Genomic DNA, 19259 nt, shown 5'->3' with positions numbered 1-19259 from the left:
TTTTCCTATCTAAAAACGCCATCATATAGTCACGCCGCAGGCGAATTTGCAGCGAGACGCATACGCTGCTTTAGGGCAGGATATTGCAGTCGCCCAAATCCCGATTTTGCCAACATTCCTAAAAGCGTCTTCATAAGAAAACACAGGGGCTTGTCATGAATTTTTCCGTACTACGTCGAAATCTGCTGGTAGGTTCGCTGGGCCTGGCGCTGAGCGCCGGCCTGCTCGGTCAAGCGGTTGCCGGTGAGCAGCTGCAAAAAATCAAGGACGCTGGCGTGATCAACGTCGGCCTGGAAGGCACGTACCCACCGTTCAGTTTCGTCGACGCCGACGGCAAACTGGCCGGCTTCGAAGTCGAATTCTCCGAAGCCCTGGCCAAAGAGCTGGGCGTGAAGGTCAAACTGCAACCGACCAAATGGGACGGCATCCTCGCGGCGCTGGAATCCAAGCGTCTGGACGCGGTGATCAACCAGGTGACCATCTCCGAAGAGCGCAAGAAGAAGTATGACTTCTCCGAGCCTTACACCGTTTCCGGGATTCAGGCGCTGACCCTGACCAAGAACAAAGACACCATCAAGACCGCCGCCGATCTGGCCGGCAAGAAAGTAGGCGTAGGTCTGGGCACCAACTACGAGCAGTGGGTGAAAGAAAACGTTCCAAAGGCTGACATCCGCACTTACGAAGATGACCCGACCAAGTTCCAGGATCTGCGCGTTGGCCGCATCGACGCCATTCTGATCGACCGCCTCGCCGCGCTGGAATACGCCAAAAAGGCCAAGGACACTGCCGCCGCCGGCGAAGCGTTCTCCCGTCAGGAAGCCGGTATCGCACTGCGCAAAGGCGAGCCTGAGCTGCTGGCTGCGGTGAACAAAGCCATCGACAAGCTGCGTGCCGACGGTACGCTGAAAAAGCTTTCGGAAAAGTACTTCAGCGCTGACGTCACTCAATAATGGAAGAAGCTTTCCAACTTGCGCTGGACTCCGCGCCCTTCCTGCTGAAGGGCGCGTACTACACGGTAATCCTCAGTCTGGGCGGGATGTTCTTCGGCCTGCTGATGGGCTTCGGCCTGGCGTTGATGCGTCTGTCGCGCTTCAAACTGGTGAGCTGGCTGGCCCGCATCTACGTGTCGTTCTTTCGCGGCACGCCGTTGCTGGTGCAACTGTTCGTGATCTATTACGGCTTGCCGCAATTGGGTATCGAACTTGATCCGCTGCCGGCGGCCCTGATCGGCTTCTCGCTGAACATGGCGGCCTACGCCTGCGAAATCCTGCGTGCTGCGATCAGCTCCATCGAGCGCGGTCAGTGGGAAGCCGCCGCCAGTATCGGCATGACCCGCGCGCAGACGTTGCGCCGGGCCATCCTGCCGCAGGCGATGCGCACAGCCCTGCCGCCGCTGGGCAACAGCTTCATCTCGCTGGTCAAGGACACCGCACTGGCGGCCACCATTCAGGTGCCGGAACTGTTCCGTCAGGCGCAGCTGATTACCGCCCGGACCTTCGAAATTTTCACCATGTACCTTGCCGCCGCGCTGATCTACTGGATTCTGGCCACGGTGCTATCGCACCTGCAGAACCAGTTGGAAGCACGGGTCAATCGGCACGATCTGGAGTCCTGACCCAATGATTGTCGTGGAAAAACTGACAAAGCAGTTCAAGGGTCAAGTCGTGCTCAACGGCATCGATCTGGAGGTGAAGGAAGGCGAGGTCGTGGCGATCATCGGGCCGAGCGGCTCGGGGAAAACCACGTTCCTGCGTTGCCTGAACTTCCTGGAAGAACCCACCAGCGGCCGGATCAAGGTCGGTGACATCGAAATCGATGGCAGCCGCCCGCTGAACCAGCAGCAGAGCCTGGTGCGGCGCTTGCGTCAGCACGTCGGCTTCGTGTTCCAGAACTTCAACCTGTTCCCCCATCGCACCGCCCTGGAAAACGTCATCGAAGGCCCGATCATCGTGAAGAAGATCCCGCAGACCGAAGCCGTTGCCCTGGGTAAAAAACTGTTGGCCAGGGTTGGCCTGGCGGGCAAGGAAGACGCTTATCCGCGACGCCTGTCCGGTGGACAGCAACAGCGCGTGGCGATTGCCCGGGCGCTGGCGATGGAGCCGGAAGTGATCCTGTTCGACGAACCCACCTCAGCGCTCGATCCGGAGCTTGTAGGTGAAGTGCTGGCGACCATCCGCAGCCTGGCCGAAGAGAAGCGCACCATGGTCATCGTCACTCACGAAATGGGTTTTGCCCGTGATGTGGCCAACCGCGTGGTGTTTTTCGATAAAGGTGTGATCGTCGAGCAAGGCGAAGCCAGGGCGCTGTTTGCCAATCCTAAAGAAGAACGGACAAAACAGTTTCTCAGCAAGTTTCTGAACAACGCTCACAACTGAGTCGCCATAACAAACTGTTAACTTCCATGGATGGAAGTAACATTGCACCTTCATATACCCCCTCAAACATTCTCGAATAATTTATCAATCTTTCGATATCGTGTGCGGTGCATATATATGTCCTGCTACAGATAAACCTCGCCTAAAATCCTCGACATACTGAACCATCACTATTCGCGTGGTCTTCACCCACACCCTCCAAAATCCGCTGGTTCGGTGGTCATGTTCGACAGCACGATACGGCTTCTTAACCTTAGAGCGTAGGAGCTTTCTGAATAACATCAGATTCATTACTTAACTAACCCATTCTATTGACACTTATTCATGCGCACTCTTATCTAGTCTCCAGCAAATGCAATCAATCACGATCAATCATTGTTTTCATACGAAAGTAATGAGCCGTTTGTTGCTCGGCAATTCAGCTCTTTCAGAAACGGACTTCGCTGCAAGACTTCAAGGAGAAACCCATGAAAAACACTTCGAACAAACCCGAACTTGCGGCACCGACCGTGGCGCAATCACACAAGAGCGGCATCAACATCACCTCAGCGGCTCGTCTGCTGATCGACGTCGCGCCTTATCCCGGCATGGATGACGGCGACTTGATCGAGCTGTTCTGGGACAACTGCTACGTGGCTTCAAGGGTGCTGAATACTCACGACGTCGGCAAAGCGGTCAGCATGCGAGTACCGGAAAGCTTCATCGCCAATGGCTCCTCACGCATTCACTATCGGCTGATGCAGGTCGGCCATGGGCCTGCGCTGTCACCGGCAACCCGCGTGCAGGTCAAGCTGAACTGCCCGGGTGGCCAGCCGTCGACACTGTGTGGTGACGAAAACCAGCGCCTGGCGCCGGTGAGCATTCCCGACACCATCCGCCGTCAGGGCGTCAACCCGAACCAGATCAAGCGCGGCGTTCCCTTGACCATCGAGCCGTACCTGAACATGGCCGCCGACGATGAAATCACCTTGCGCTGGGGCGATGTGCGCATGGACCTGCCACGGCTCAAGACAAGCGACGTGGGCGAGCCGATTCAGGTCTGGGTGCCGCCAGCGATCATTCTTGAAGCAGGCGAAGACCTGCGGCTGGAAGTGACTTACTGCATCCTCGACCGGGTGGGTAACAACTCGCGCTGGGCACCGGCGCGTGCGCTGAAGATTGGCTGCGCCAATCCCTACCTGAAGTTCCAGCCGAAGGAAATATTAATGGCCGCTGAACCGGGCAAGAAGTGAAAACCCATCGCCCCTGTGGGAGCGGGCTTGCTCGCGAAGCCGGTGGGTCAGGCGCATTGACAACTCCTGACACACCGCCTTCGCGAGCAAGCCCGCTCCCACAGGGGTCGCGCTCGACCTATTTAAGCCCCTTCTATGCATATTCCTAAAAGTTAGTTTATTAATTTTTTATACACGCTTAGGGTATATGCACCGGACCACCGGACATTCTTGTTTTTACTTCGCCGCAACCCTCGCGGCGTTCCATGAGATGTGAGGTAGGTATGGTCCGGAACACAATCACCCCAGTGCAGATCGCCAGGGCATTGCGTGCAGCCAAGGAGCGGCACTGATGTCCAGTCTGGCAGATGCAATCATCCAGAGTGATCTGGACGTCGCCCCGTTGTTGCTGCCCGCGCAGGTCTTGCGCAACGACGCTCAAGCCATCAAGGCCGCCCATGAGCTGGCGCACGTCGCCCGCCTGCAAGCGGCCAGACGCGACCAGCAGCGTAAGTTGCCATGGTCGGAAATCGAACAGTTCACCCGCAGCGGTCTGGGCAGCATTGCCATCCCGCGCGAGTACGGTGGCCCGCAGGTTTCGTTCGTCACACTGGCCGAGGTGTTCGCGATCATTTCCGCGGCCGACCCGGCATTGGGACAGATCCCGCAGAACCAGTTCGGCATTCTCAACCTGGTGCTCGGCAGCGCGACCGAAACGCAGAAAAAACAGCTGTTCAAAAGCGTCCTCGAAGGCTGGCGCATCGGTAATGCCGGGCCTGAACGCGGCACCAAAAACACCCTCGAACTCAAGGCACGGATCACCGCCGACGGTGACGGTTTTGTCATCAGCGGGCAGAAGTTCTATTCCACCGGCGCCCTGTTCGCCCACTGGGTCGCGGTCAAGGCGCTGAACGATGACGGCAAGCAAGTGCTGGCCTTCGTCCGGCGTGGCACGCCGGGTCTGCGCATCGTCGATGACTGGTCCGGTTTCGGCCAGCGCACCACCGCCAGCGGCACCATTTTGCTCAACAACGTGCGGGTCGACGCCGAGCTGGTGGTGGATAACTGGAAGATCAATGACAAGCCGAACATCCAGGGTGCCGTCTCGCAGCTGATTCAAGCGGCCATCGACGCCGGCATCGCCCGCGGCGCCATCGATGACGCCATCGAATTCGTGAAAACCCGTGCACGTCCATGGATCGACGCCAAAGTCGAACGGGCCAGCGATGACCTTTACGTGATCGCCGACATCGGCAAACTGAAAATCGAACTGCACGCCGCTGAAGCGCTGCTGCGCAAGGCCGGGCAAGTACTCGATCAGGTCAATGCCGCGCCGCTCACCGCCGAGTCCGCCGCGCGCGCCTCGATTGCCGTGGCCGAAGCCAAGGTGCTGACCACCGAGATCTCGCTGCTGGCCAGCGAAAAACTCTTCGAACTGGCCGGCAGCCGCGCCACCCTCGCCGAGTTCAACCTCGACCGCCATTGGCGCAACGCCCGCGTGCACACCCTGCATGACCCGGTGCGCTGGAAGTATCACGCGGTCGGCGCGTATCACCTCAACGGCACGCTCCCCGCTCGCCACTCCTGGATTTAACGACCAGAACACTTTTAACCAGAGCTCTGGAGAAACACATGACTCTTTCTCACCACGTCGCGGTCATCACCAGCGATGAGCAAGCCCTGATCGTCGCCACTGATCTGGCTGAAGATTTCAAACGCGACAGCGCCTTGCGCGACCGCGAACGCCGTTTGCCGCACCCGGAACTGGAAGTGTTTTCCCGCTCGGGCCTGTGGGGCATCAGCGTGCCAAAGGAGTACGGCGGCGCTGGCGTTTCCAACGTCACGCTGGCCAAGGTAATTGCCTTGATCGCCCAGGCTGACGGCTCCCTCGGGCAAATTCCGCAGAACCATTTTTATGCCCTCGAAGTGCTGCGTGTGAACGGCAGCACCGAGCAGAAAAAACGTCTTTACGCAGAAGTGCTGGCCGGCCAACGCTTTGGCAATGCACTCGCCGAACTCGGCACAAAAACCGCCCACGACCGCGTTACCAGTCTGAAACGCGACGGTGACGGCTATCGCATCAACGGCCGCAAGTTCTACGCCACGGGCGCGATCTACGCGCAACGCATCCCGACCTCGGTGGTGGATGAAAACGGCGTGCAGCAACTCGCGTTCGTCCCACGCGACAGCAAAGGCTTGACCGTCATCGACGACTGGAGCGGCTTCGGCCAGCGCACCACCGGCAGCGGTTCGGTGGTGTTCGAAGACGTTTACGTTGCCACCGAAGACGTGATCCCGTTTCAAAGCGCTTTCGAACGCCCGACGACCGTCGGCTCGCTGGCGCAGATTCTTCACGCCGCCATCGACACCGGCATCGCCCGCGCCGCCTATGAAGATGCGCTGCATTTCGTGCGGACCAAAACCCGACCATGGATCGACGCCACGCATGAAAAGGCCATCGAAGACCCGCTGACCATCAAGAGCTTCGGTCACCTGAGCATCCGCCTGCACGCCGCCGAAGCCTTGCTGGAGCGCTCCGGCGAATTCCTCGACAAAGCCCAGGCCGAGACCAACGCAGAGACCGTTGCCGCCGCGTCGATCGCCGTTGCCGAAGCCCGTGCCATCAGCACCGAAATCTCCCTCGCCGCTGGCAGCACGCTGTTTGAACTGGCCGGCAGCCAGGCGACCCTGATCGAACACGGACTGGATCGCCACTGGCGCAACGCTCGGGTTCATACGCTGCACGACCCGGTGCGCTGGAAGTATCACGCCGTGGGCAACTACTACCTTAACGATGAAAACCCGCCGCTGCGGGGGACGATCTGATGGCCGACGCCAAAAAGAAAATCCTGCTCAACGCGTTCAACATGAACTGCATCGGGCACATCAACCATGGCTTGTGGACGCACCCACGGGACAATTCCACCCAATACAAAACCATCGAGTATTGGACCGAACTGGCGCAGTTGCTGGAGCGTGGACTGTTCGACGGGTTGTTCATCGCTGACATTGTCGGCGTGTACGACGTCTACCAGAACTCGGTGGACGTGCCGCTGAAAGAGTCGATCCAGCTGCCGGTCAACGACCCGTTGCTGCTGGTCTCGGCCATGGCCGCCGTCACCAAAAATCTTGGCTTCGGATTGACCGCCAACCTGACTTACGAACCGCCCTATCTGTTCGCCCGACGCATGTCGACGCTCGATCATCTGAGTCGCGGTCGAGTCGGCTGGAACATCGTCACCGGTTACCTCGACAGCGCCGCCAAAGCCATGGGCTTGAGCGAGCAGGTAGAACACGACCGTCGTTACGACCAAGCCGACGAATACCTCGAAGTGCTCTACAAACTCTGGGAAGGCAGCTGGGAAAACGGCGCGGTGCTCAACGATCCGCAGCAACGGATCTATGCGCAGCCTGAAAAAGTGCACAAGGTCGAGCACAAGGGCGAGTTCTATCAGGTCGAGGGTTATCACCTCTGCGAGCCGTCGCCGCAGCGTACGCCGGTGCTGTTCCAGGCCGGCAGTTCGGATCGCGGTTTGCTGTTCGCCGGGCGGCATGCCGAGTGCGTGTTCATCAGCGGCCAGAACAAACCTTCGACCAGGGTTCAGGTGGACAAGGTGCGCGCCAGCGCCGTCGAGGCCGGGCGTAATCCTGAGGACATCAAGGTGTTCATGGGGCTGAACGTGATCGTCGGCGCCACTGAAGAGCTCGCCTGGAAGAAGCACGCCGAGTACCTGAGCTACGCCAGCGCCGAGGCCGGCGTGGCGCATTTCTCGGCGTCGACCGGGATCGATTTTTCCGAGTACGAAATCGACGAACCGATCCAGTACGTGAAGAGCAACGCGATCCAGTCGGCCACCAAAAACCTGCAAAACAACGACTGGACCCGACGCAAATTACTCGAGCAACACGCGCTCGGTGGTCGCTACATCACGGTTGTCGGTTCGCCTGAACAAGTGGCGGATGAGCTGGAATCGTGGATCGCCGAAACCGGACTGGATGGCTTCAACCTGACACGGATTGTCACGCCGGAAAGCTATGTGGATTTCATTGAGCTGGTGATTCCGGAGTTGCAGCGTCGTGGGTCGTACAAGACCGCTTATGACGATGGCAGCTTGCGGGAAAAGCTGTTTCACGGTGAAGCGCATTTGCCTGAGCAACACACCGGCTCGGCGTTTCGACGCTAAAAGCTTCGCGAGCAAGCCCGCTCCCACAGTAGACCGCGTTCCCCTGTGGGAGCGGGCTTGCTCGCGAAGAGGCCCGACCAAACACCATTAATTTATGCACTGACTGGAATAACCACCATGACCAAAAACTACCTCTCTCACCCAGTCAAAGCACTGGCCCTGGCCCTCGGCCTCTTCAGCTCCATCACCTTCGCCGCCGACGCACCACTGAAAGTCGGCACCACCGCCGCTTTTGCCATCCCACTGGAGGCCGCCGTCGAAGAAGCCAACAAACAAGGCCTGAATGTCGAACTCGTCGAGTTCACCGACTGGATCGCCCCCAACGTCAGCCTTGCCGCCGGCGACATCGACGTGAACTACTTCCAGCACGTCCCGTTCCTGGAAAACGCCAAGGCCGCCTCCGGTTTTGATCTGGTGCCCTTCGCGCCGGGAATCATTAACAACGTCGGCCTCTACTCGAAAAAATACAAAAGCTTCGACGAGCTGCCGGAAGGCGCCAGCGTCGCCATCGCCAACGACCCGATCAATAGCGGTCGCGGTTTGCAACTGCTGGCCAAGGCCGGGCTGATCACCCTCAAACCGGGTGTCGGTTACAAGGCCACCGAGGAAGACATCATCGCCAACCCGAAGAAAATCAAGATCCTTCAGGTCGAAGCCGTGCAACTGGTGCGCGCCTACGATGATGCCGATCTGGTTCAGGGCTACCCGGCGTACATCCGACTGGCGAAGACCTTCGATGCCGGTTCTGCGCTGCTGTTCGACGGCCTTGATCACAAGGAATACGTGATCCAGTTCGTGATCCAGCCGAAAAACAAAGCCGACCCGCGCCTGATCAAATTCGTCGACATCTACCAACATTCGCCAGCCGTTCGCGCAGCCCTCGACAAGACGCACGGCAAGCTCTATCAAGCCGGTTGGGAAAGCTGAGAATGACGGCCGCAATCCAACGGCGACTGGATATTCCAGAGCCCCATAAAGCCGCACAGACCGAACTGCACCCGGACCTGAACCGCGCTCACGTGCGCTTCATCGGTCTGGGCAAAACCTACAACGGCCAGCAAGGTCCGGTGGCCGCGCTGCATGGCATCGACCTGGCGATCCAGCGCGGCGAAGTGTTCGGCATCATCGGCCGCAGCGGCGCCGGCAAGTCGTCGCTGATCCGTACCATCAACCGTCTCGAACAACCAAGCACGGGCCGCGTGCTGATCGATCAAGTGGACATCGGCGAGTTCGATGAAGACCGCCTGGTAAAGCTGCGTCGGCGCATCGGCATGATTTTCCAGCACTTCAACCTAATGTCGGCCAAGACCGTTTGGCAGAACGTCGAGTTGCCGCTGAAAGTCGCCGGTGTGCCCAAGGAAAAACGCGAGCGGAAGGTTCGTGAACTATTGGAGTTGGTCGGCCTGCAAGAGAAACACAAGGCCTACCCGGCGCAGCTTTCCGGCGGGCAGAAACAGCGCGTCGGCATCGCCCGCGCCCTGGTGCATGACCCGGCGATTCTGCTATGCGACGAAGCCACTTCGGCACTGGACCCGGAGACCACGCAATCGATCCTCGGCCTGCTGCGCGAGATCAATCAGCGCCTGGGTTTGACCATCGTACTGATCACCCACGAAATGGCGGTGATCCGCGATATCTGCGACCGCGTCGTTGTGCTGGAACACGGGCGGATCGTCGAGCAAGGGCCGGTCTGGGAGGTCTTCGGCAACCCGCAGCATGAGGTCAGCAAAACCTTGCTCGCACCGTTGCAACACGCGTTGCCGCAAGAGCTGCAAAGTCGCCTTCAGGCTCAACCACAGTCGTCGGACGCTGCCGTGGTCCTGCGTTTGCAATTCACCGGCAGCGCCACGGACGAACCGGATCTGGCGGCGCTGTTCGCCGCACTCGGTGGCCGTGTGCGTTTGCTGCAAGGCGGCGTGGAACGGATCCAGGGGCATGCGCTGGGGCAATTGCTGTTGGCGGTGGCCGGCTCGTCGCTGGGTGCCGAAGAACTGCGCCAGCGCGCCGGTCACTGGGCACAACAGGTGGAGGTGCTGGGATATGTGGTTTGATCGCTTGCTGCAAGGTTTCTTCGACACGTTTTTGATGGTTGGCGTGTCGTCATTGATCGCGCTGCTGGCGGGTATTCCGCTGGCGGTGATCCTGGTCACCAGCTCCAAGGGCGGGATCTACGAAGCACCGGCACTGAACCGCGCATTGGGCGCGTTCGTGAACCTGTTCCGCTCGATTCCGTTTTTGATTTTGATGGTGGCGCTGATTCCGTTCACCCGGTTGATCGTTGGCACCACTTACGGTGTCTGGGCCGCTGTAGTGCCGCTGACGATTGCGGCCACGCCATTCTTTGCGCGTATCGCGGAAGTCAGTTTGCGTGAGGTTGATTACGGGTTGATCGAGGCGGCGCAGGCGATGGGGTGCCGGCGTTGGCATATCGTCTGGCATGTGTTGTTGCCTGAGGCGCTGCCGGGGATTGTCGGTGGTTTCACCATTACCTTGGTGACGATGATCAACTCCTCGGCCATGGCGGGTGCGATTGGTGCCGGTGGGTTGGGGGACATTGCTTATCGGTACGGGTATCAGCGGTTTGATAGCCAGATCATGCTGACGGTGATTGTGTTGCTGGTGGTGTTGGTGGCGGTGATTCAGTTGGGTGGGGATCGGTTGGCTCGGGGGTTGAACAAGCGTTGAGTCTGGCTTCATTTGTCAGGTGTCAGTGACGCAGCCTTCGCGAGCAAGCCCGCTCCCACATTTGACCGAGTTGTCCAAGAGGGCACGATCAACTGTGGGAGCGGGCTTGCTCGCGAATGGCTGCGCAGCAGCCCCAGATCTGATGGCGTATATTCGGCGGATTAACATTGCCTGCGTAGCCCGACCATGAAACAAACTCCCGCCGACCTTGAGCAGATCACCTCTACCACACTGAGTCACTACAACTCGGTGGCCGAAGGTTTTCGCGAAGGAACACGTGATCACGATGTCAGCCAGAACATCGATGCGCTGTTGCGGCATATTCAGGGCGAGGTGCCGTTCGACATTCTCGACTTTGGCTGCGGTCCCGGTCGTGATTTGCAGACGTTCACGCGCATGGGCCACACCGCTGTCGGGCTTGATGGCTCGGAAAAGTTTGCGCAGATGGCGCGCGAAGACAGTGGTTGTGAGGTCTGGCAGCAGGATTTTCTGAAGCTTGATCTGCCGGCTGAGCGCTTCGACGGAATCTTCGCCAATGCGGTGCTGTTTCACATTCCGCGTCAGGAATTGCCTCGGGTGTTGAAGCAATTGCACGCGGCGTTGAAACCGGGCGGTGTGTTGTTCAGCTCTAATCCACGTGGCGAGAATCAGGAAGGCTGGAATGGGCCGCGGTATGGGGCGTATCACGATCTTCAGGCGTGGCAGCAGTTGCTGACTGAAGCGGGGTTTGTGGAGCTGGAGCATTACTACCGGCCAGCCGGGCTGCCGCGGGAGCAGCAGCCTTGGTTGGCGAGTGTCTGGCGTAAACCGGCGTAGTCAATTAGGACGCCTTCGCGAGCAAGCCCGCTCCCACATTTGACCGAGTTGTTCGGACAATCACGGTCTCCTGTGGGAGCGGGCTTGCTCCGGGCGGCGTTCCGACGAAGGTCTTCAGAGCGACGAAAAAACCTGATAGCTCACCACCGTCCCGTCCACGCCAAATGCGTGAATGCTCTGCCTGGCCAGCGGCTGGCCTTCAACCTCACGCTCGCGTACATCAAAATTGGCCACCAATCGTGTGCCATCTGCAAACGTGGTTTGCTGTACCTGACGATCCTTGGTCAGCCAACGGAAATCCGTCATCGCCTGAGTCGCCAGACGCTCATGCAGCGGGCGAAAGAAAACATCCTGACGAGCAATCACCGGTAATCGCTGTTTGAGCGTTGCCGCACTCAGGTGATAGAGCGGTGGCACGTTGTAGAGCAACTGAGCCAACTCATTCTCGGCGGACACATTGCTCAATTTAAGGCTGTCGAACAGCCAATGATGGCTGGTGATGACCGAGCCATGGAACACCGCCTGATACAGCGGCAAGCGCGTTTGCGGAGCAAAGTGGATCGTGCGGTAAGGTTCCTTGAGTGGTACGGTCTTGAAGAAAACCTGCGGCTGTTCATTGGGAAACCAGCGGCCCAGGTAATAGGGCGACTTCGGATTCTTGCTCATATCCGGATCACCCCAACCGATCACCGGCGTCTGCATCCCGTGGGCAAATAGCACGCCCCGGGCCGTGGTGGCGTTGCCATCCTCGGAACCGGTCGGTAGCGTCAATGTCTCGTTGACCCAGCGCGAGGCATCGATGTTGCCCTCGGCATTTTGCGCCTGGGTCATGCTTGCGCCGGGGCGGTAGCTGTCGAACACCATGCCCGTCGCGTAAGCATCGAGAAACCAGCTATTGAACCCGGCCTTCGACTGTACGGCTTTGATGCGTGCCTCTAGCAACGGCCGAACACAACGCGGATCGGTGTAATGCCCCGATTGCTGAAAACCGCTTTTGAACGTGCCGTTTTTCAAGACAATCGCACATTCCTGATTGGCTCTGGAGCCCAGATGTGCGGTGGTCCAGTCCGGATTTTCAGTGATGGTCAACGCAGTCTCATAGGAATCGTAAGGCGCCACCAGGTAGCCCGCGGCAACGCCTTGACGCACGGCTTCCGGGTGCCAGAGACCACCCTCCCAGCCCTCGCCAAGGCCTAACCACAATCGCGACAATCCGGCCGCTTTCAGCTGTTCGATAGTCGTTGGTGACAATGTGCTGCCCCAGTTTTCCGGAGTCGCTGTCAACGCGTCAGAGAAAACCACTGCCAGCTCGGCACGTAACAAGCCGTAGCCATCCGCCAGTTTTTGCATGTCCGGTTCGACGACAGATTGCCAGCCGCTGCGTGCCTTCCTGTTGAGTGCAGCATTGAGGCTGCGCAGCAAGGAGACTTGCTGGTACCGATCCAGCGTTGGCTCAGCCTGGGCCAGTAACTCTGTGCTTTAAGCATCAAAGCTGTTTCGCAACTCGCTGGCGAGTACGCCATTACCGCGCAACACTTTCAACAAGGCTGGCCAACTTCGAACATCATCGGGTCCGAGCAGGTCGTTACCCCACAGATAAACATGACTGGCCCCCAGCAGCTTTCTGGCTTCAGGCGTTTTCAGCAGTTTGTCGCTTAAGGTTTCGTATAGCCCGTTGTCGACCACCCTTTGCCGATAGCGCTTGGCACCGGCCAACAGATCGGCATCACCCAACGACAGCGTGAAGGTCAGCGGTGTGCCTGGTGCAAGCGCGGTGAACTCGTGACGGGCGGCCAGTGCCAGGGCCTTGCCTTCGGCGCTGAACGTCAGGCGATTGTTGTAAGGGTTGGTCATCAACCAATTGAGGGTAAAGCCTCCGTGATCGACGCCCCATAGCGGCAGACTCAGGTCCTGGGTGGTATTGAACTCGCCTTGATCGAGCAAAAAGGATTGCCACAGCGAATTACCGGCAGGCACGTAATGCCCCTCGGCCAGCGGCCAGATCAGGCCTTTGCCCATGGCACTGCCGGGCTGTTTGAGAAAGCTCAGTTCACCGGGATCGCGAGCCGTGATGGACAGGGACAGGTCACGCTGATCGAGAACGGCACTCAGGGTCCAGGCGCCGTTGTCCCATTGCCAGTCCAGGCGATTGGCGCTTGTTTTAAGACCGCTCACTTTGTGCCCGGTAACCCCCTCGGAAGCTTGCACCGGTGAATGTTGTGCAGGGATGACGCGGATCGCCAGTGTGGCGGGATTGAGTTCGACGCGCCACAGCGGGTTTTCCAGGACAATATCGGCCAAGGCCCAAGGCGAGAACAGCAAAGTGCAGATCAGCAACAGATAGCGATGGCGGGGCGGCATGGAGGTGTCCCTTCTGCGTGAAGAGCAGGGAGGGTAAGGCAAGTGAAACGGAGTTGTCGGTCAGTAAAGTGTTGGAAAATTGTAGATCGCGATCGTCGGAACTCCGCCCGGACCAAGCCCGCTCTCAAAGGAAACCGTGCTTGGTCCGGCCGGCGATCCGACGAAGCCGGTGTGTCAGACAACAGAGATGTTGAATGTTAAACCGCTTTCGCGAGCAAGCCCGCTCCCACATTTGATCGTGGTCCGTCTGGACAACTCGGTCAAATGTGGGAGCGGGCTTGCTCGCGAAAGAGCGCGAAGCGCTCTGCTTTACTGCACCTCTTTCTTCGGCTCGCGAATCTTGTACCAGGCCACATACAGCGCCGGCAAAAACAGCAGTGTCAGCAACGTCGCGATAATGATCCCGCCGATCATCGCGTATGCCATCGGTCCCCAGAACACTTCCCGGGCAATCGGGAACATCCCCAGACTCGCCGCCGCGGCCGTCAACAGAATCGGCCGGCGACGGTGTTCCGTGGCTTGCGCCACCGCATCCCACGGGGCCAGTCCCTCTTTCTCCAACTCTTCGATCTGCGTCACCAGAATCACCGAGTTGCGGATGATGATGCCGATCAGCGCCAGAATCCCGAGGATCGCCACGAAGCCCATTGGCGTACCTGTCGGGATCAGCGCCAGTACCACGCCGATCAGGCCGAGCGGCGCGACGCTGGCCACCAGGAACAGCTTCTGCACGCTGTGCAGCTGGATCATCAGGAAGGTCGCCATCAGAAAGAGCATCAACGGCACAACCTTGGCAATCGGCCCCTGGGACTTGGCGCTTTGCTCAACCGTACCACCCGTGGCGACCGTGTAACCCACCGGCAAACCGGCGGCGAACTTGTCGATGGCCGGCTTCAGTTGCTTGACCAGGTCGGTCGGCTGAATCTCGTCGCGCACCGCCGCCTTGATCGTGATCGTCGGCTTGCGGTCGCGACGCCAGACCAGCGGCTGCTCCAGTTCATAACGTAGGGTGGCGAAGGCCAGCAGTGGAATCGACGTGCCGCTCGGCGTGACGATCTGCAGGTTCTGCAGGGTTTCCGGCGTACCGCGCTCCGCGTCCACCGCGCGGCCAACGACGTTGATCAGGTAGATATCGTCATCGACCTGCGTCACCGGCGCACCGGCCACGATGCTGTTCATCAGGTTGGCCACATCTTCCGACGACAGCCCCAGCTGCCGCACCTTGTCCTGGGCGATGTCGATGCGCAGGACTTTGCCCGGCTCGTTCCAGTCGTAAATGATCTCGCCGATGTGCGAGTTCTTATCCAGTTCGGTGGCCAGGGCGATGGCGTGTTTACGCACCTGGTCGATGTCCTTGCCGCTGACCCGGTATTGAATCGGCCGCCCGACGGGCGGGCCCACTTCCAGCGCCTGGACGTAGCTGCCGATGCCGACGAAATCCTTGCGCAAGCGCTCGCGCAAACGCTGACTCAGGGCTTCTCGCGATTCCGGGCCCTTGCTGACGATGACCAATTGCGCGTAGTACGGATTCTGCAATTGCTGGTCAAGTGGCAGGTAGAAACGGATCGCCCCCTCGCCGATATAGGTGCTCCAGCGCACGATGTCCGGGTCGTCCTTGAACGTGGCTTCGAGCTTGTCCACCACCTTGCGGGTTTCAGCGATCGAGGCGTTTTGCGGCAGGTTCAGGTCGACGAGGATTTCCGGGCGGTCCGACGACGGGAAGAACTGGTTCTGCACGAACTGCATGGAAAACACCGATGCCACGAACAAGGCAATGGTGATGCCGATGGCCCACCAGCGATTGCGCATGGCCCAGAGCATGCTGTCATTGAAGGCACGGCCAATGCGCCCAGGCTCGGTGTCATGGGCTTTCACGTTGGCGCTGAGGATGTGCACGCCGATCACCGGCGCGAACAACACCGCGACGATCCACGACACCAGCATCGCCACTGCAATCACCGCGAACAGCGAGAAGGTGTACTCGCCCGCCGAACTGGCGTTCAGGCCGATCGGCACAAAACCGGCCACCGTCACCAGCGTACCGGTGAGCATCGGGAACGCGGTCGAGGTGTAGGCGAAGGTGGCCGCCTGCTCTTTGGTTTCGCCCATTTCCAGGCGGGTGACCATCATCTCGACCGTGATCATCGCGTCGTCCACCAACAGGCCAAGGGCGATAATCAACGCGCCGAGGGAAATCCGCTGCATGGTGATGCCGCTGTACTCCATGAAGACGAAGACCATCGCCAGCACCAGCGGAATCGAGCACGCCACCACCAATCCGGCGCGCACGCCGAGGCTGACGAAACTGACGATCAGCACGATCACCACCGCTTCGAACAGCGCGCTGGTGAAACCGCCGACGGCTTCTTCCACCACTTCGGCCTGATCGGAGACGTTGTACACGCCGACGCCTACCGGCAGGTCGGCGGTCAGGTCGGTCATGCGCTGGTGCAGCGCCTTGCCGAACACCTGAATGTTGCCGCCCTTCTGCATGGCGATGGCCAGACCAATGGCCGGTTTGCCGTTGAAGCGGAACTCCGGCGTTGCCGGGTCGACATAGCCCCGGCTGATTTCAGCGATGTCGGCCAGGCGATAGAAGCGATCGTTGAGCCGCAGGTTGACGTTTTCCAGGTCTTTCTCGGAAGCGAACTGCCCTGTGGTGCGCACGGAAATCCGCTCGGGACCGGCTTCAATGACCCCGGCCGGCGTCACCGCGTTTTGCGATTGCAGGCTCTCCACCACCTGACGCTGATCAATGCCCAGCGCCGCCAGTTTTCGAGTGGAGAAGTTCAAGTACAGCACCTCATCCTGCTCGCCGACCATCTCGACCTTGCCCAGACCCGGCACCTCACGGATCTCGGCGCGGGCCTGCTCGACGTAATCGCGCAACTGGCGCATCGACAAGCCGTCAGCGGTAAAGGCGTACACCGAACCGAACACATCACCGAATTCGTCGTTGAACCCCGGCCCTTGCAGGCCTTTGGGGAAGTCGCCGCGAATGTCGTTGATCTTCTTGCGCACCTGGTACCAGATTTCCGGGATGTCCTTGGCACTGGTGGTGTCGCGCAGGTTGACGAACACCGTCGATTCGCCGGGACGGGTGTAGCTTTTCACGTAGTCGAGGGAGTCGAGCTCTTCGAGTTTTTTCTCGATGCGGTCAGTGACCTGCTTGAGGGTTTCTTCCTGGGTCGCGCCCGGCCAGCGCGTCTGGATCACCATGGTTTTGATGGTGAACGACGGATCTTCTTCGCGGCCGAGGTTTATATACGAGGACACGCCCATCAGCAGCGCGACGAACATCAAATACCAGACAAACGACTGATGTTTGAGGGCCCATTCGGATAAATTGAAACTCCCCTTCATTGTGGGTTGTCCTCGTCGATTTTCACTTTTTGCCCCGGTTTCAGGCTGTTTACGCCGGCACTGACGACGCGCTCGCCGGACTTCACGCCGCTGGCCAGGACCATCGTCGAGTCAGTGCGGCTGATCAGGCTGATGTCACGCGGGGAAACGGTTTGGGTCTGTGGGTCGATGACCCAGATACGCGATTTTCCATCGACCTCTTGCAGCGCGGTCAGGGGCAGCTCAATACGTGGCTTGATCGCGGAGCTGAGGGTCACGCTGATGGCGGTGCCCAGTCGGAAACCGGCGGGTGTGTCGGTCAGGGTCAGGCGGGCGCGACGGGTGCGGGTGGCGCTTTGAGCCTGGGGTTCGATTTCGCGAACGATGGCGGTGGTGGTGATGCTCGGGTCCAGTTGCACGGCGACCTGAAACACCACGTCCGCCGGCAACTGATCGACCAGCGTGTCGGGCAGGTCGATCACCGCTTCCTTGATGTCCGGCTGCGCCAGGGTCACCACTTGCTGGCCGGCGGTCACCACTTGCCCGGCTTCGGCATTCCACGCGGTGACGATGGCTTTGTGGTCGGTGCGCAGTTCGACGTAACTGAGTTGGTCCTTGGCCTGATCGACCGCTGCCTTGGCTTGATCGAGGGAAGCCTGAGTGGTTTTCAGATCCGTCTGGGCGATGTCCAGTTGCGCCTGCGCACCGACCCCGCGATCGAACAGTTCCTGCTGACGCCGGGCGTTGGCCTGGGCGTTGATGAGCAGCGCCTGAACGCGGGCCAGATCGCCCTCGGCCGAGCGCAGCTGGTTTTGCTGATCCGTGGGATCGAGCGTGGCGAGCAAGGCGCCCTTCGCCACTTCGGCGCCCACATCGACGTTACGGCTGGCGATCCGCCCCGGCACGCGGAAACCGACATTGGTTTCGTAACGGGCCTGGATGCTGCCGGCGAAACGGCCGAGCGTTTCCTCGTCCAGCGCCTGGACTTTGATCGACAGCACAGGGCGAACCGGCTCCGGCGGTGGTTCTTTTTCCGAACAGGCCACCAGCATCACACCGGCGAACACCAGCAACATGCGCTTCATGGCTGGTCTCCTTCGGCCAGGTCTTTGTAGGTGTTTTCGGCGATTTCCACCTTCACGCCGGGGTGCAGCAACTGGCCGCCAGCGATGATGACTTTTTCGCCGCCCTTCAGACCGTTGCTGATGATGACTTTGCCGGTCAGGTAACGACCGACCGTGACCGTATGCAACTGCGCCTTGCCTTCGTCGTCCACCAGCCACACGGCCGGGTCAGTGAGGTTTTTGGTCAGGGCTGACCACGGAAGTTCGACTGCTGATTGGCCCGGTATCTTCGCCGTGGCACTGACCACCGAGCCGAGCTGCATGCCTTCCGGCAAACCGTTCAGGGTAACTTTGACCTGCACCGTGCCGGTTTGCGCGGACACGGCCGGGGTGACCTCCCGAACCGTCCCCGTGGTCTTGATGGCCGGATTGCCGAGCAGGCTGACCACGATCGCTTTTTCTTCGGGCGCCTTCCCCAGCAGCGATTCGTAGACGTTAAACACCGCGTCACGCTCACCGTCCCGGGCGAGGCTGAAAATCGGCATCGTCGCTTGCACCACTTGGCCGACTTCGGCCTGACGGGCCGTAATGACCCCCGGCGCGTCGGCGATCAGCGCGGTGTAACTCAGTTGCTCACGGGCGTTGGCCAGTTGCGCCTGGGCGGCCGTCAGCGCACTTTGGCTGCTGCGCAATGCGGCCTGGGCGGAGTCGAATTCGCTTTGACTGGTGTAACCCTTGGGCAGGAGTTTTTGCTGGCGAACGAAAGCGGCCGCCGCCTGTTTGACCCGCGCCTGTTCGGCGACGACCTGCGCCTGGGCCGAGTCGACATTGGTTTGCAGGTCTTTCGGGTCGAGTTTGGCGAGCACTTGTTTGGCCGACACCCGGTCACCGACATCGACCATACGCTGGATGATCTTGCCGCCGACGCGGAACGACAGCTCAGTCTGGACGCGCGCCTGAACATCACCGGTGAGGGTCACGGTCGCGGCGTAATCGACCGATTTGACGTCCTGCACGAAAACCCGCGGACGGTCCTTTTCGACCTGGGGTTTCTCGCCACAGGCACTCAGCAGAACAAGGAGGCTCATGCCAACCACTCTTTTCAATCCGGGACCAGCCATGCCGACTCCTTTGCGTTGTACGAACGGACCAATGGCGATACGACTGTGAGCTTAGAACAGGGTTCAACAGGTGCACAGGTTTGCTGCTCACCTTGTGGGA

Annotated in this window: 14 protein-coding genes and 1 pseudogene; 11 read left to right on the top strand and 4 right to left on the bottom strand. The window is 59.7% G+C overall.

Going from position 1 to position 19259, the window contains the following annotated elements:
- Nucleotides 1-155: 155 nt before the first annotated feature.
- The 11 genes from tcyJ (at nucleotide 156) to ACA073_RS01135 (ending at nucleotide 11271) form a co-directional block, all read left to right on the top strand.
- A complete protein-coding gene (gene tcyJ / locus ACA073_RS01185; RefSeq protein WP_497401016.1) occupies nucleotides 156-950 on the top strand; it encodes a cystine ABC transporter substrate-binding protein in 795 nt (264 codons plus the stop codon).
- Entirely contained in the window at nucleotides 950-1615 is a 666-nt protein-coding gene (tcyL, locus tag ACA073_RS01180) for a cystine ABC transporter permease (protein WP_497401013.1), read from the top strand. Before tcyJ ends, tcyL begins: the two co-directional genes overlap by 1 nt.
- A gap of 4 nt (nucleotides 1616-1619) precedes the next feature.
- Entirely contained in the window at nucleotides 1620-2375 is a 756-nt protein-coding gene (tcyN, locus tag ACA073_RS01175; protein WP_497401011.1) for an L-cystine ABC transporter ATP-binding protein TcyN, read from the top strand.
- A 467-nt stretch (nucleotides 2376-2842) separates the two neighbouring features.
- On the top strand, nucleotides 2843-3607 hold the full coding sequence (locus tag ACA073_RS01170) for a hypothetical protein (RefSeq protein ID WP_497401009.1): 765 nt from the start codon (nucleotides 2843-2845) through the stop codon (nucleotides 3605-3607).
- A 331-nt stretch (nucleotides 3608-3938) separates the two neighbouring features.
- Nucleotides 3939-5180 (top strand): SfnB family sulfur acquisition oxidoreductase, encoded by a 1242-nt coding sequence (locus ACA073_RS01165; RefSeq protein ID WP_497401007.1) that lies wholly within the window; start codon nucleotides 3939-3941, stop codon nucleotides 5178-5180.
- Between the two features lie 38 nt (nucleotides 5181-5218).
- Nucleotides 5219-6412 (top strand): SfnB family sulfur acquisition oxidoreductase, encoded by a 1194-nt coding sequence (locus ACA073_RS01160; RefSeq protein WP_497401005.1) that lies wholly within the window; start codon nucleotides 5219-5221, stop codon nucleotides 6410-6412.
- A complete protein-coding gene (locus tag ACA073_RS01155; protein ID WP_497401003.1) occupies nucleotides 6412-7770 on the top strand; it encodes an LLM class flavin-dependent oxidoreductase in 1359 nt (452 codons plus the stop codon). The genes ACA073_RS01160 and ACA073_RS01155 overlap by 1 nt, the downstream gene beginning before the upstream one ends.
- Before the next feature lie 117 nt (nucleotides 7771-7887).
- Nucleotides 7888-8697 carry a MetQ/NlpA family ABC transporter substrate-binding protein gene (locus ACA073_RS01150; RefSeq protein WP_497401001.1) on the top strand — a complete coding sequence of 270 codons (810 nt, stop codon included), beginning with the start codon at nucleotides 7888-7890 and terminating at the stop codon, nucleotides 8695-8697.
- Nucleotides 8698-8699: 2 nt separating this feature from the next.
- On the top strand, nucleotides 8700-9821 hold the full coding sequence (locus ACA073_RS01145; RefSeq protein WP_497400999.1) for a methionine ABC transporter ATP-binding protein: 1122 nt from the start codon (nucleotides 8700-8702) through the stop codon (nucleotides 9819-9821).
- Nucleotides 9811-10455 carry a methionine ABC transporter permease gene (locus ACA073_RS01140; RefSeq protein WP_497400997.1) on the top strand — a complete coding sequence of 215 codons (645 nt, stop codon included), beginning with the start codon at nucleotides 9811-9813 and terminating at the stop codon, nucleotides 10453-10455. Before ACA073_RS01145 ends, ACA073_RS01140 begins: the two co-directional genes overlap by 11 nt.
- A gap of 186 nt (nucleotides 10456-10641) precedes the next feature.
- Nucleotides 10642-11271: a class I SAM-dependent methyltransferase gene (locus ACA073_RS01135; RefSeq protein WP_497400995.1), complete on the top strand. Its 630-nt coding sequence runs from the start codon at nucleotides 10642-10644 to the stop codon at nucleotides 11269-11271.
- A gap of 114 nt (nucleotides 11272-11385) precedes the next feature.
- Here ACA073_RS01135 and ACA073_RS01130 read toward each other — a convergent pair.
- The 4 genes and pseudogenes from ACA073_RS01130 to ACA073_RS01115 form a co-directional block, all read right to left on the bottom strand.
- A pseudogene (locus tag ACA073_RS01130) lies at nucleotides 11386-13632 on the bottom strand (glycoside hydrolase).
- Between the two features lie 309 nt (nucleotides 13633-13941).
- On the bottom strand, nucleotides 13942-16995 hold the full coding sequence (locus ACA073_RS01125) for an efflux RND transporter permease subunit (protein WP_497400993.1): 3054 nt from the start codon (nucleotides 16993-16995) through the stop codon (nucleotides 13942-13944).
- Nucleotides 16992-18059, bottom strand: a complete 1068-nt coding sequence (locus ACA073_RS01120; protein WP_497400991.1) for an efflux RND transporter periplasmic adaptor subunit — start codon at nucleotides 18057-18059, stop codon at nucleotides 16992-16994. The genes ACA073_RS01125 and ACA073_RS01120 overlap by 4 nt, the downstream gene beginning before the upstream one ends.
- Nucleotides 18056-19159, bottom strand: coding sequence for an efflux RND transporter periplasmic adaptor subunit (locus ACA073_RS01115; RefSeq protein WP_497400989.1), 1104 nt, complete (start codon nucleotides 19157-19159; stop codon nucleotides 18056-18058). The genes ACA073_RS01120 and ACA073_RS01115 overlap by 4 nt, the downstream gene beginning before the upstream one ends.
- Nucleotides 19160-19259 lie beyond the last annotated feature (100 nt).

This window comes from Pseudomonas sp. LBUM1670 (genome assembly GCF_059695695.1).
The sequence above is the reverse complement of the archived record's forward strand: the minus strand, read 5'-3'. Positions and strand labels throughout refer to the sequence as shown.